Source organism: Promicromonospora sp. NPDC090134 (assembly GCF_044746965.1).
GTDB lineage: Bacteria > Actinomycetota > Actinomycetes > Actinomycetales > Cellulomonadaceae > Promicromonospora.
In genome coordinates, this window is record NZ_JBIVCZ010000002.1 from 289421 (window position 1) to 302867 (window position 13447).

Annotated in this window: 8 protein-coding genes; 4 read left to right on the forward strand and 4 right to left on the reverse strand. The window is 74.1% G+C overall.

The genetic code is table 11. From position 1 onward, the window contains the following. The first annotated feature begins 110 nt into the window (after nucleotides 1–110). The 3 genes from ACIPN7_RS07755 to ACIPN7_RS07765 all read left to right on the forward strand — a co-directional run bounded on the left by ACIPN7_RS07755 (nucleotide 111) and on the right by ACIPN7_RS07765 (nucleotide 4370). Nucleotides 111–407 (forward strand): hypothetical protein, encoded by a 297-nt coding sequence (locus ACIPN7_RS07755; RefSeq protein WP_400539729.1) that lies wholly within the window; start codon nucleotides 111–113, stop codon nucleotides 405–407. Nucleotides 408–480: 73 nt separating this feature from the next. Then, nucleotides 481–2856 carry a 7,8-didemethyl-8-hydroxy-5-deazariboflavin synthase CofG gene (cofG, locus tag ACIPN7_RS07760; RefSeq protein WP_400539731.1) on the forward strand — a complete coding sequence of 792 codons (2376 nt, stop codon included), beginning with the start codon at nucleotides 481–483 and terminating at the stop codon, nucleotides 2854–2856. Further along, complete coding sequence (locus ACIPN7_RS07765) at nucleotides 2853–4370, forward strand: flavin-containing monooxygenase (RefSeq protein WP_400539733.1); 1518 nt, start codon at nucleotides 2853–2855, stop codon at nucleotides 4368–4370. Before cofG ends, ACIPN7_RS07765 begins: the two co-directional genes overlap by 4 nt. Here the strand turns inward: ACIPN7_RS07765 and ACIPN7_RS07770 are convergent. Continuing rightward, nucleotides 4345–5700 carry a DUF1254 domain-containing protein gene (locus tag ACIPN7_RS07770; RefSeq protein WP_400539735.1) on the reverse strand — a complete coding sequence of 452 codons (1356 nt, stop codon included), beginning with the start codon at nucleotides 5698–5700 and terminating at the stop codon, nucleotides 4345–4347. The genes ACIPN7_RS07765 and ACIPN7_RS07770 overlap by 26 nt on opposite strands. A 145-nt stretch (nucleotides 5701–5845) precedes the next feature. Between ACIPN7_RS07770 and ACIPN7_RS07775 the strand changes: the two genes are divergently transcribed. Next, complete coding sequence (locus tag ACIPN7_RS07775) at nucleotides 5846–9079, forward strand: right-handed parallel beta-helix repeat-containing protein (protein WP_400539737.1); 3234 nt, start codon at nucleotides 5846–5848, stop codon at nucleotides 9077–9079. Nucleotides 9080–9088: 9 nt separating this feature from the next. Here the strand turns inward: ACIPN7_RS07775 and ACIPN7_RS07780 are convergent, their stop codons facing one another. Genes ACIPN7_RS07780 through ACIPN7_RS07790 form a run of 3 tightly spaced genes read right to left on the reverse strand, consistent with a single transcriptional unit; the run spans nucleotide 9089 to nucleotide 13266 of the window. Further along, nucleotides 9089–9778, reverse strand: a complete 690-nt coding sequence (locus ACIPN7_RS07780) for a response regulator (RefSeq protein ID WP_400539739.1) — start codon at nucleotides 9776–9778, stop codon at nucleotides 9089–9091. After that, the gene (locus ACIPN7_RS07785) at nucleotides 9775–11178 is read right to left on the reverse strand and encodes a sensor histidine kinase (protein ID WP_400539741.1); all 1404 of its coding nucleotides are present in this window, start codon (nucleotides 11176–11178) and stop codon (nucleotides 9775–9777) included. Before ACIPN7_RS07785 ends, ACIPN7_RS07780 begins: the two co-directional genes overlap by 4 nt. 3 nt (nucleotides 11179–11181) lie before the next feature. Then, on the reverse strand, nucleotides 11182–13266 hold the full coding sequence (locus ACIPN7_RS07790; protein WP_400539743.1) for a serine hydrolase domain-containing protein: 2085 nt from the start codon (nucleotides 13264–13266) through the stop codon (nucleotides 11182–11184). Nucleotides 13267–13447: the final 181 nt, after the last annotated feature.

The following is a 13447-nucleotide window of genomic DNA, read 5'->3' on the forward strand; positions in this document are numbered from 1 at the left end:
GTGATATCCGGGATTCCCACACCGCGAGTACGGGACGGGACGGTCGGGATTGGCGTTCCTTGCCCTACGGTGATCCCCGAACGCATGATCCGCTCACCCCAGGAGAGACCATGAGCACGTCCGTGGAGCTGACCCGATTCCGGGTGCTGCCCGAGAGGATCGACGCGATGCTGGCCGCGCGGCCCGCGATGATCGCCGACTTCGAGGACGACCGCACCGGTTTCCTCGGGGCGCGCCTCGTGCAGCTGCCGGACGACGAGTGGCTCGACATCGTGGAGTGGGCCACGTCGGAGGACTTCGCGGCGTCCCGCCAGAAGGGCGCCAACCGGCCGGGGATCGCCGCGTTCTTCGCGACGATCAGCTCCCTGGTGACCGCCGAGGAGGGCACGCTCGCCGAGCTCGGGTGACACGGGGATGACATAGTGTCGGGCCGTCCCCTCCGGACCATCGCGATCCGGTTCCCGCACCCGAGGTGGGCCCATGACTGTTCCCCTGACCCTGCGCACGCCCGCGCGACCCGCCGACCAGCCGCAGCCCCCGGACCCCACGGTCCTGGCCGCGGCCCTCGACCGGCTGGAGGAGCACGACGGCGGAGCGCCGGGCAGGGCGGACCCCGAGACGCGGGCGGACGCCGAGGTGCTGCTGCACGCCCGCGGCGCCGACCTGGACCGGCTGCTCGCCGTCGCAGGGGCGCTCCGCGACCAGGGCCTGCAGGAGGCCGGCCGGCCCGGCGTCCTCACCTACTCCCGCAAGGTGTTCGTCCCGCTGACGCACCTGTGCCAGGACCGGTGCCACTACTGCATCTTCGTGCAGACGCCCGGCAAGCTCGCCAAGGCCGGCATCTCGCCGTACATGTCGGCCGAGGAGGTGCTGGAGGTCGCCCGGCAGGGCGCCGCGCTGGGCTGCAAGGAGGCGCTGCTCACGCTCGGCGACCGCCCCGAGAACCGCTGGCCGGTGGCCCGGCAGTGGCTCGACGACCACGGTTACGCCTCGACGCTCGACTACGTGGGTCACATGGCCCAGCTCATCCTCGACGAGACGGGGCTGCTCCCCCATCTCAACCCCGGCGTGATGTCGTGGGCGGAGCTGCAGCGGCTCAAGCCGGTCGGCCCGTCGATGGGCATGATGCTGGAGACCACCTCCTCGCGGCTGTGGACCGAGAAGGGCGAGGCGCACTTCGGCTCCCCCGACAAGGATCCCGCCCTGCGCCTGCGCGTGATCGACGACGCCGGCCGCTCCCGTGTCCCGTTCACCACCGGCGTGCTGCTCGGCATCGGCGAGAACTACGCCGAGCGGGTCGACTCGATCCTCGCGCTGCGCGACGCGCACGCCCGGCACGGTCACGTGCAGGAGGTGATCGTGCAGAACTTCCGCGCGAAGTCGGCCACGGCGATGATGGGCGCCGCCGACCTGGGGACCCAGGAGTACGCGGCCGCCGTCGCCGTCACGCGCGTGCTGCTCGGCCCCGGGATGCGCGTGCAGGCCCCGCCGAACCTGACCGACACGGCCGAGCTGCAGCTCCTGGTGCGCGCCGGCATCGACGACTGGGGCGGCGTCAGCCCCCTCACCCCGGATCACGTGAACCCCGAGCGGCCCTGGCCGCACATCGAGGACCTGGCCCGGCTCACCGCCGAGGGCGGGTACACCCTCCGCGAGCGCCTCACCGCGCACCCGCACTACCTGCGCGAGGCGCGCACGGGCGGCGACTGGCTCGACGACCGGCTCCGCGACCGGGTCCTGGCCCTCGCGGACGACTACGGCCTGGCCCGCCACGACGCCCTCCTGGGCGAGTTCCCCTCCTCCGTCTCGTCGAGTGCGGCCGGTTCGGGCGGGCGGTTGGCGGGGCTGTTGGGCGACGTCCAGCAGGATCCGGGCGGGGCGGACGACGCCGCCTGGGTCGAGCTGCTCGGCGCCGACGGCGCTGACCTCGAGGAGCTCACCGCGCTCGCGGACCAGGTGCGGCGCGACCGGGTCGGCGCCGCCGTGACGTACGCCGTGAACCGGAACATCGACGCGTCGCTGGGCCTGCCGCCGGAGCGGCTCACGGAGCTCGCGGCCGAGGCGGTCACGCTGGGCGCCACGGAGGTGTGCGCGCAGGGCCTCCCGCCGACGGCGCGCGGCGCCGAGGCCTACCTCGACCTCGCCCGGGCGGTGAAGCAGGGCGGGCCCGGGCTGCACCTGCACGCGTTCCGCCCGGCCGAGCTGGCCGACGGCGCCGCCCGCGCCGGCCTGCCGCCGGCCGACTGGCTCGCGCTCCTGCGCGAGGCCGGCGTCGACACGGTGCCGGGCACCGGCGCGCGCATCCTCGACGACCGGATCCGCGGCCTGCTCACCGGCGACACCGACATCCCGGCGGAGCGCTGGATCGAGCTCGTCACCGCCGCGCACACGGCGGGCCTGCGCTCGACGGCGACGATCGTGTACGGCCACGTCGAGTCGGCGCGCGACCAGGTGCGGCACCTGCGCGCCCTGGCCCGGATCCAGGACGCGACCGGCGGGTTCACGGAGCTGATCCCGATGCCGTGGCTGCCGTCCGAGTCGCCGGTGCCCGTGCCCGGTGCGCGCGTCGCGACCCTGCGCGAGAGCCGCGCCCTGCACGCCGTGGCGCGACTCATGCTGGCCGGCCGGATCGACCACGTGCAGGCGGCGTGGACCAAGCTCGGGATGCGCGGCGCGCAGCGGGTGCTCGCGGGCGGCGCGGACGACCTGGGCGGCGTGCTGCTCGACGGCGTGCTGGACCCGGACGCCGGGCCGGAGCAGGGCCGCGAGCTGACGGTGACGGACGTGACCCGGCTGGCCGCCGAGCTCGGCCGGCCGGTGCGGCAGCGCACCACCACGTACGAGCAGGTGGGGTGACGGCGGCGTACCCGGACAGGCACGACGGCCCAGCCCCCGACGTGGACGTGGCGGTCGTCGGCGCGGGCCTCGCCGGCGTCGGGCTCGGCGCCCGCCTGCGGCGCGCCGGGCGCACCGGGTTCACCGTCCTGGAGCGGGCCGACGACGTGGGCGGCACCTGGCGCGACAACGTCTACCCGGGCGTCGCGTGCGACATCCCGAGCGCCCTGTACTCCTACTCCTTCCTGCCGCAGCCCGCCTGGTCACGCGTGTTCGCGCCGGGCGCGGAGATCCACCGGTACGTCCGCGACGTCGTGCGCTCCGAGGGCCTGGCCCCGCACCTGCGGCTCGGCACGGACCTCATGGGGGCCCGCTGGGACGACGACGCCGGCGCCTGGCGCCTGACGACGTCCCGCGGGCCGCTGACGGCGCGGGTGCTGGCCACCGCCGTCGGCCGGCTGAGCGAGCCACGCGTGCCCGAGATCCCGGGGCTCGGCACCTTTCCGGGCCAGGTGTTCCACTCCGCCCGCTGGGACCGCGAGGTACCCGCCGGGCTGCGCGTCGCCGTGGTCGGCACCGGCGCGAGCGCCGTGCAGCTCGTGCCGGAGGTGGCCCGGCGGGCGGCGTCCGTCGTCGTGCTGCAACGCACCCCACCCTGGGTGCTGCCGCGCGGCGACCGGGCGTACGCGCCCGGTGAGACGCCGCCCGACCGGGCGGCGCTCGCCGCGGAGGCGGAGCGGCTGTTCGACGCGCGGATCGCGGGCACGCGCGCCGAAGCCGAGCTCCAGCAGCGGGCACGGGCGCACCTGCGCGCCCAGGTGCCGGACCCGGCGCTGCGCGCGCTGCTCACCCCGGACTACGCGGTGGGCTGCAAGCGCGCGCTGTTCAGCGACGACTGGTACCCCGCCCTCCAGCAGCCGCACGTGACGCTGGAGCCGGGCGCACCCCTCGCGGTCGAGGGGTCCACGCTGGTCGCGGCCTCCGGCGCCCGGTACGAGGTGGACGTGATCGTGCTGGCCACGGGTTTCGAGACCACGCGCCCGCCGTTCGCGCACCTCGTCACGGGACGCGAGGGGCGAACGCTCGCCGAGCACTGGGTGGAGGGCATGACGAGCCACGCCTCGACGGTGGTGCACGGGTTCCCGAACCTGTTCGTGCTCGACGGCCCCAACGCGGGGCTCGGGCACCACTCGGCCCTGGAGGTGATCGAGGCGCAGATCGGCTACGTGCTGGGCGCGCTCGACCACCTGGACGCGACCGGCGAGCCGCTGGAGGTGTCCGCGGCGGCCGAGGACGCCTACACCCGCGAGGTGGACCGCCGCGCCGCCGGGACGGTGTGGCTGCGCGGCGGCTGCCGCAGCTGGTACGTGGACGAACGCTCGAACCGCCTGACGCTCCTGTGGCCGGGCCGGGCCAGAGAGTTCGGCGAACGCTTCGGCACGTTCGACCCGGCCCCGTTCGCCGCGGTGGCCCACCGGCAGGCAGGCCACCGCATGGACCGCCTGGGCATCACACCTGGTCAGGCCTGCGGGTGATCGGGGGCAGCACGTAGCTCTGGTCCAGGACGGCGGCGTGGGGTTCGTACATGCGCATGACGGGCCGGAAGTCGCCCGCCGGGCTGGGGAGCCAGTTCGCCGCGGCCTTGGGGTCAGTGGGCTCGTCGTGGCTGATGGTGATGGTCAGCGCTCCGTCGTCGTCGAGGACCACGCCCTGGGTACGGTCACCGAGGGAGTAGCGACCCACAGGGTTGTCGACGAGGTAGAAGTCGGGCACCGAGTACATCGTGAGCGACCAGAACGCGTCTACCGGCGGCATGGGGTCGAGGCGCAGCGTGTACGTCCGGGTCCCGGTCAGCTGCTCTCCCTGGTCGTCGACGTAGGTCATGACGTACGCGGCCTCGTAGGGATGGTTGCCCCACAGGCCGCCGATCGCCGCGGCTGCGCGCTCCTCGATCCGAAGCTTCGGGTCGAGGATCTTGTACCGGTCGTCGTCGATGGTCCCGACCTCGAAGTAGTCGAGGTTGTAGTCGAAGGCATGGAAGACGAGCTTCCAGCCGTTGACCTCCGGCGAGCTGCCCGAGACCAGGGCCTCGTGCAGCGTGGCCTCGGCGCGCGCCAGACCGTCGGTCAGGGCGGCGCCCCGGGAGGCGGGGAGACCCGCGTAAGGGGAAGGGCCCGGTGTCGTCAGGCCGAGCGGGGCGAGGCTCTGCTGCAGCGGCTTGTCGCGGTCGGCCGGAGGGAGCTGCTGGGACCAGACCCGCAGCTTCTCGAAGAACGCGAGCTCGTCGGGTGCGGAGGGGTCGGGTACCGCGAGACCCACCGGGTGCGCTGTCGCGTCCAGCGGCGTGAGGGTCGTGGCGTCCTGCAGTGCGTGGACCTCGGCGAGGTCTTCGCCGCTGGACACCGCCCACCGGCCCACGACGGACGCGACGAGGGTGGGAAGCCGGATGACGGTGGTGCCGCCGGGTGCCTCGCCGTCCCATGTCGGCGGAACCAGCAGGAACCGTCCCTCGCCCGTACCCGTGGCGCGGTGCCCGACGTAGGCGAAGTTGTTGGTCCAGGCGTCGACGAACTGCAGCACGTAGTACCGGCCGCCGGTATCGGGGACGTGCAGGGCGAGGGGCCCCACGCTCAGGTCGAGCTGCGCCATCGAGTACAGCGTGTCGTTGTTGATGGTCACGAAGGTGTCCTGGGGGCCCGCCAGCGTCCGGGCATGGCTGAACGTGTTGAACGGGGCAGCCGGGTTGGCGCCGACCCCCTCCTGGACGTACCTGGTGACCTGATCGAGGTTGAACACCAGCGGGAACCCGTAGAGGTACGCCTTGGTGATCAGATCCGTGTCGGTGTCGATGTCGGTGCTGCTCATGGCGTCCTTTCGACCAGCTGGCCCGAGGGGGCGGAGGTGGCCAACACCCTGGCCGTCCTGCCCGGCGCCCGGCTCACCCAGTTCGGGTGAGAACGACGACTGCTGGATCAACCACCATCTCGACACGATGAGGCGAGATGACGAGATGACGCGGCTTGTCGGCCCGCATCGGTGGTGGACCGGCGTGGCCGCGCTCTCCACGACCGTGCTGCTCGCCGGAGCCGTCATGATGCCCGCGGCCCTCCCGGCCACGGGTGCCTCTCCGCCCGACACCGTCGACACCGGTGACCCGCCACCACCCGCGGACCCGACGACCCCGGACGCCCTCGAGGAACCGGCGGCCGTCCCGGACGACAGCATCACCGAGGTCCCGCCGCCGCCGTCACCCGCCATCGTGGCGAACGCGAACACCGTACCGATGGCCTGGGTCGGCACACCGGACCAGCGCCCGGCGGACGCGGACCTGCTCACGCTCCAGGCGGCGATCAACGCCGCCCCCGCCGGTGCCACCGTCTCGTTCGACCCGAACGGCTACGCGTTCACCGGTGCGCTGACCCTCCCGCGGGCCGTGACGCTCGACAGCGGTGCCGCCTCGACGCTCTACGCCCGGTTCACCGTCAGCGGGGGCGGGCTCACGCTGGACGACGACGTCGTGATCGGTGCCGCCAACACGGGTGCGATCGTCTCCGTCACCGCGTCGGGCGCCGTGCTGTCGAACCTCACCATCCGCAACCCCACGCCGGTGGCCCGCCCGACGAGCGTCCAGCTCGGGGCGGGCGTCACCGGCGTCACGATCGAGGGGCTCGACGTCGACGGCGCGGGCGAGGCCTCGTCGTACGGGATCAACCTCACGACGGGGGCCGCGACCGTCACCGGAGCGGAGATCGCCGGCGTCGCGACGGGCATCGTCGCGACCGCGGCGTCGACCGCGACCGGCGTCGTCGTCTCCGGCGGCTCGATCGTGGCCGCGACCTCCGGCATCTCCCTCGGCACGACGACCACGCCGACCGTGTCGGGAATCGACGTCACCGGTGCCGCGGGGAGCACGGGAACCGGGATCGACCTCGCGAACTCCTCCGGCGCCGTCGTCGACACCCCCGTCGTGCGCGGTTTCGCCCGGGGCATCGGCATCTCACCCACGAACACCCGATCGGGCCCGACGATCACCGACGCGGTCGTCGACGGCAGCGGCCGCGAGGGCATTGCCCTCGGCGCGACGACCGACGCGAGGATCCTGGACGCCGACATCACGCTCGCGGGCGCCGCCCAGTCGACGGGGATCGTCACGCTCGGGGCGACCGGGGTGGTGATCGAGCGGCCCACGATCACAGGGGCGATGTACGGCATCACCACGAGCGCGGCGAACACCGGCGCCGGTCCGACGATCACGGACCCGGTGATCACCGCGTTCGGCGGCATCCTGCTGGGTTCGACCCAGGGTGCCGTCGTCACCGGGGCGGTGCTCGACAGCGGCACGTGGGGGCCCGCCGGCACCGGCATCAACCTCGTCAACGCCGGCCGGGTCACGGTCTCGGAGGTGAGCGCCACCGGGTTCCTCTACGCGATCGGCGCGCAGTCCAGCACCGACCCGACCTCGGACCGGGTGGACATCTCCATCTCCGACATCGACGTCGTCGGGGCGCCCGACGCCTCGAGCGGGGTGTACCTGCTGGGCGCCGAGAACGCGACGATCTCGCGCGTCACGGCCGAGCTCACGGGCGCCGCCCTCGTGATCCACCAGTCCGTGGGCGTCCAGGCGGAGGACATCACGGTCACGGGCCGGGAGGGGCCGACGCCGGTGACCGGCGCCGCGATCCTGCGCGCCTACGGCTCGCAGGACGTCGACGTCGACCGCGCCTCGATCGACGGCGGCTCGTACGGCTTCTTCTACTCCGCCACCGACGGGTCGACCGTGACCGACGCGACCGTCGCGAACGTCGTCGAGTACGGCCTGTACGGACGCAGCGTCGGGAACCTGGACGTCAGCGCGACGACGTTCGACGACAACTCGGCAGTGGGCCTGTTCGTCGTGACGACTCCCGCCAACGGCATCAGCCACGACATCGCCGTGCACGACAGCACCATGACCGGCAACGACAGCGGGATCCATGTGCTGCAGGGCACGACCGACGTGCGGATCCAGCGCAACGACGTGAGCGGCCAGTCCGACGTCGTCACCGCCGGCCCCGCCCACGACCTGCTCGTGGCGGACAACACCGTCGACCAGAGCGGCGGCGACGGGCTCGCCGCGATCACCGTCGCACCGCTCTGGGCCGACGGCGCGCTCGCCGGCTCGTACTCGTCGTCGGACGTCGAGATCACGGGCAACACGTTCGCGGGCGACGGCACCTGGATCCAGGTGGGTACGGCCGACGCCGACGCCCCGGAGGCGGCCCGCCGCACGCTGCGCGACGACGTGCTCGTCACGGGCAACACGTTTCCCGCCGGCACCGCGGCGATCCGTACGTACGCGAACGCCGTCGTCGGCGACGACACCGCGCCCTCGCCCGCCCGCGCACTCCCGGTCGACGGCCCCGTCGCAGTCGACGCGCGCGACCACGACGACCCGAACGACTGGGGCTCGGTCTGCCGCGCGACCGGGTTCCTCGACGGCGCCCCGTACTACGACGGGGGCGGCGCCGAGGTGCACGAGCCCACCGAGGCCCCCGTGCTCTACCCGATGAGCTGCATCGACCTGTCGCTCACCCAGGAGCTCGACGTCGAACCAGGCAGCGTCCTGCGCGCGGGCGACCTGCTCACCTGGACCCTCACCCCGCACAACGTGGGGCCGCGCGTCGCGCCGGCCGGCTGGTCGGTCACCCAGCTCCTGCCCGACGGCGCCGAGCTCGTCTCGATCACCGGCGACGGCTACACGATCGACGGCGGCACCGCGACGGCCGCGGCCGACCTGCCGGTCGATGCCGACGGACCCGCCCTGACGGTGACCGTGCGGGTCACCGACCCCGCACCCGGTGAGGCGACAATGCGCAACGTCGCCTACGTCGCCCCGGCCCCCGACACCGACCTCGACGAGGACGGGGTCGTCGACGCGATCGTCGAGCACCTCAGCCCGCTCGTCGTACCGACGATCGACACCGACACCGACGCCTCGCCGACCGACAACGACGCCCAGGGTGTCTGGACGACGCTCGGCGAGCCGGCACCGGAACCCCCCTCCCCGCCGACTCCACCCGCACAGGGCGGTGACGGCGACACCCCGGGCACAGGCACAGAGGGCGGCACCGCCACGGGCAGCGGGAGCGACGGCCTGGCGGCCACGGGCACGAACGCGCTGGTCCTGGCGTTGGTCGCGCTCCTGCTGGTCGGCGCTGGGCTCACCGGATCGGTCGTGTCACGGCGTCGAGGATCCGCCGGCTAGACCGGCGGATCAGTGTGCCGGTCGTGCGGAGCTCGGGGCCAGGCCGTTCTGGTAGGCCCAGACCACCGTCTGGAGGCGGTCGCGCGTGCCCACCTTGGCCATGGCGCGGCCCAGGTGGGACTTCACCGTGCTCGTCTCGACGACGAGCTCCTGGGCGATCTCGGCGTTGGACAGCCCGCGCGCGAGCTGCCGCACGATCTCAACCTCGCGGGCCGTGAGCTGGGGCGCGACGTCGGTGTCCGGCTGCGGCGGGGCCGTGCGGCGGGCGAACTCCGTGATGACCCGGCGGGTGACCGCCTGGTCGATGAGGCCGTGCCCGTCGGCGAGCCGGCGGACGGCGTCGATCAGCTCCTCCGGCTCGCAGTCCTTGAGGATGAAGCCGCTCGCGCCCGCCTCCAGGGCGCCGAACACGTACTCGTCGAGGTCGAACGTGGTCACGACCAGCACGGCCGGCGTCGTCGGCCCGGCCTCCCCGGCAACCCCGCGCGCCACGATCTCGCGCGTCGCCGCGAGGCCGTCGCCGCCCGGCATGCGCACGTCCATGCAGACGACGTCGGGGTGGTGCCGGCGCGCGAGCTCGACCGCCGCCGGGCCGTTCGACGCCTCGGCGACCACCTCGATGTCGTCGGCCTGCTCCAGGAGGAACCGGAACCCCGCCCGGACCACCGTCTGGTCGTCGACGAGCATGACCCTGATCATCCCTGTCCCCCCTCGGCGAGCGCCGGGCGCGCCGGCGTCGCGGTCGTGACCTCGCGGTACAGCGGGAGCGCCAGGCGCACCCGCCAGCCGCCGTCCGGCGTGGTGTCCGTGCTCAGCGTGGCGCCCACCAGGTGCGCGCGCTCCCCCATGCCGATCAGCCCCATGCCCTGCCGGTCCGAGCCCCGCGCGGTCCCGCTGGAGGTGCGCCCGGGCGCCCGCTCGTTCGTCACCTCCAGCGCCACCTCCCGGTCCTCGAAGCGCACGGCGATCCGGACCGGTGCGCCGGGCGCGTGCTGGCGCGCGTTGGACAGCGACTCCTGGGCCACCCGGTAGAACGCGGCGTCGGCGATGGGTGCCAGCGGCCGCGGCCGCCCGGTCCGGTCCAGGTCCACGGTGTCGCCCAGGGCGCGCGCCGACCGGACCAGGTCGTCGAGGGCGCCGAGCCCGGGCGGCGGCGCGTCGTGCGGGTCCTCGCCGGGCCCGCCGGATCCCGGGCGCTCCCGCAGCACGCCGACGATGAGCCGCAGGCTGTCGAGCGTCTCCTTGCCCTGCCCGCGGATCCAGGCGGTGCCCTGCTTCGCGGCCTCGGGGTCGCTGTCGATCTGCCGCTCGACGGCGGCCGCCTGCACGACCAGCCCCGAGAGGTGGTGCGCGGCGACGTCGTGCAGCTCGCGCGCCATGCGGGAGCGCTCGGCGAAGACGGCCGCCTGGGTGGTCGCCTCCTGGGTGCGGACCACCTCGGCGGCCCGGAGCCGCACCAGCTCGGTGTAGTTGCGGCGCGTGGCCACGGTATTGCCGACCAGCGCGCTGACCACGTAGGTGATCAGGCCCGACGCGAGGTGGTTGAGGACCGGGACCAGCAGGTCGTTCCCGGTCACGAGGGCGGTCGCGGCCGCGGCGAGCGCCGCGACCGGGGCCGCCGCCCCGGTCACGGCCAGCGCCCGGCGGATCGGCAGCAGCGTGCCGACGGTGTAGCCGGCGATGATCTGCGGGATGCCGCCGACGGACAGGTCGTCGGGCGAGGCCATGACGATGACCACCTGGCAGGCCACCACGAGCGCCAGGCAGAGGACCGGGCGGACCCGGCGCAGGACGAGCGGCAGCGCCTGGACGCACGCGCCGACCGTGAGCACCACGCCCTGCACGGGGCCGAGGGTCAGGCCCTCGGCCCCGAGCACGATCTCGAACAGCCCGAGCAGGAGGACGGCGGTCAGGATCAGGACGACCGCCGCGAGGAGGGCGTCACGCGACACGGGGCTGGTCAGGCCGGCCCGGTTCAGCAGCTCGTCGAACCGGCGAGGACGCACCGGGAGGGTCAGGTCGTCGAGCACCGCGTGGCCGTCCGTGGTGGGCCGCCCTGTCGTGGGCCGGCCTGTGCTGGACCTGCCTGTCGTGGACATGGCTCAGTACGATACCGACGGCGCGAGCAGGCGGAGGTCGACGGCGTACCAGGCGACCGCGGCCAGGGCGAGCACCACGAGCGCGGTGCCGAGCACGCGGCGCCAGCCGTGCCGGTGCCGGACGGCGCCGACCACCTGCAGCACGGCGGGGACGACGCCGAGCGCGCCGATCGCCTGCAGCACCTGGAGCTGGCGCAGGGACGCCTCCGAGACGTCCTGCAGGCCCATGACCACCGTGACGACGGTGGCCCAGCCCACGAGCGCGAGCACGGTGGACAGCGCCGCGACCTTGGTCAGGATGCGCGTGACGCGCCCGGTGCCCTGCGGCAGGGACTGCTTGCGGACGCGGCGGCGGATCGCGCCGACCGGCCAGGCGACGGCGGCCACGAGCAGGATCAGCGCGGACGCCCCGAGCACGGGCAGCGCCACGCCCTGGGCCCGCGCCGGTTCGCCGGGCAGCAGCGTGAACGCGCCCTCGTAGACGACGGCCTGGACCTGGTCGTCGGCCACCCGCATGGCGATGGTGCGCTGCCCGTCGACCTCGCGCCAGACCCACGGCGCGATCTCCTCGTACAGGGCGGGGGTCGTCGCCCCGGGGCCGGGCGTGATGAGCAGGCGGCCGTCGGCGCGGGCGGTGAGCTGGGTGGTGCTCAGCAGGTCGAGCGCCGCGAGGAAGTTGCTCCGGACGCCGCGCGAGGAGACGTAGCTGCCCTCGGCGATCGCGGCGTGCTCGCGGGCGGTGTCCTGGTCGACGACGGCGGCGTCCGCGGTGGTGGCGGTGTCCGCGGTGCCGGCGGCGTCAGCGGAGCCGGTGCCGGCGTCGTCCGCCGGGAAGTACCGGTCGGTGAAGCCCTGCAGCACGGCCTCCCGCAGCGGGATGGTGGCGTAGCCGTCGTCGCCCGAGCTGTTCAGCGAGATGAAGATGCCCGTGCGCTCCTCGGGGTAGAGCTGCAGGTGCGAGTGGAAGAACTGGGTGTCGCCGCCGTGGCCGATGATGCGGTGGCCGTTGCGGCTCTCGTCGAAGAACCCGAGCGTCATCCGGGGCGCGGCGGCGAGGTCGCCCAGCGTGCTCTCGTCGAGGGCGGGCGAGTGCATCAGGTCGAGGGTCTCGGGCTCCAGCAGCGACCCCGCACCGGGCTCGCCGAGCTGGGCCAGCATGAAGCGCGCCATGTCGGGCGCGGACGCCGTGAGCGAGCCGGCCGGCGGGGTGCCGACGATCTCGAACTGCCCGGGGGCGGCGTCGGACGAGGGGTACCCGTGGGACATCCGGTCGCTCAGGTCGCCCGGCAGCGGCTGCGCGAAGGTGGACGACGTCATGCCGGTGGGCTCGAGGACGTTGCGCTCGACGTACTCCTCGAACGGGACGCCGCTGACGCGCTCCACGATGTAGCCGGCGAGCGCGTTGCCGTAGTTGGAGTAGGCGGGGACGGTGCCGGGCTCGTAGACCTGCTCGGGCGGGTCGGTGGCCAGGGCGTCGCGGAGCACGACCGGCTGGTCGCCGAACCCGATCAGGCCGCCCACCCGCTCCTCGAACCCGGCGGTGTGGGTAAGCAGGTACCGGAGCGTGATCGGCTCGTCGAACCGGCGCGGCACGTCGAAGTCGAGGTACTCGGCCACGTCGGTGTCCAGGTCGAGGTCGCCGCTCTCGACGAGCTGCATCACCGCGGTGGCGGTGAAGAGCTTCGAGACGGAGCCGGGACGGAAGAGGGTCCGCTCGGGGTCGACCGGCACGGCCTCGCCGCCCGTGGTGCCCGTGTCGGAGTGGCCGTAGCCGCGGGTGGTGAGGATCTCGCCGTCGTGCACCACCGTGACGACGCCGCCGGCGATGCTCGCGCTCTCCAGCGCGGCCGGCAGCAGGCCGTCGAGCCAGGCGTCGACGTCGGACGCCACCAGGGCGTGCTCGCCGGACGGGGCGCTGACCGGCGGGGGCGGCGTCGGCTGCTCGGCGGCCGTGGCGGCGGGCGCCCCGGTGACGGTGAGAGCGAGCGCCGTCAGGACGCCGAGGGCCGCGAGCGCTCGGCGTCCGGCGCGGCCCGGCGCGGGGTCGTCGGGCCGCTCGGTGGGTGTGTGGTCGTGGGACGAGAACATCGTCGCGCTCCTCGCGCTCGGCAGGTGTTCGGGCTGGTCCGGGAGTGTTTTTCCGGACGTGACCAGCCTGTCGGCCGGCCGGCGCGAACACATCGCCCGCAGGCAGGCATTCCGTCTACGACCTTTGGCGGAGGCTGCTGCGGGCGCCCTCCGACCCCAGGGCATCGAGCACAGCGGTTGC

Coding starts and splice junctions, on each gene's coding strand:
- ACIPN7_RS07775 (WP_400539737.1), top strand. CDS start 5,846: ATGACGCGGCTTGTCGGCCCGCATCGGTGGTGGACCGGCGTGGCCGCG.
- ACIPN7_RS07780 (WP_400539739.1), bottom strand. CDS start 9,778: ATGATCAGGGTCATGCTCGTCGACGACCAGACGGTGGTCCGGGCGGGG.
- ACIPN7_RS07755 (WP_400539729.1), top strand. CDS start 111: ATGAGCACGTCCGTGGAGCTGACCCGATTCCGGGTGCTGCCCGAGAGG.
- ACIPN7_RS07790 (WP_400539743.1), bottom strand. CDS start 13,266: ATGTTCTCGTCCCACGACCACACACCCACCGAGCGGCCCGACGACCCC.
- ACIPN7_RS07785 (WP_400539741.1), bottom strand. CDS start 11,178: ATGTCCACGACAGGCAGGTCCAGCACAGGCCGGCCCACGACAGGGCGG.
- ACIPN7_RS07770 (WP_400539735.1), bottom strand. CDS start 5,700: ATGAGCAGCACCGACATCGACACCGACACGGATCTGATCACCAAGGCG.
- cofG (WP_400539731.1), top strand. CDS start 481: ATGACTGTTCCCCTGACCCTGCGCACGCCCGCGCGACCCGCCGACCAG.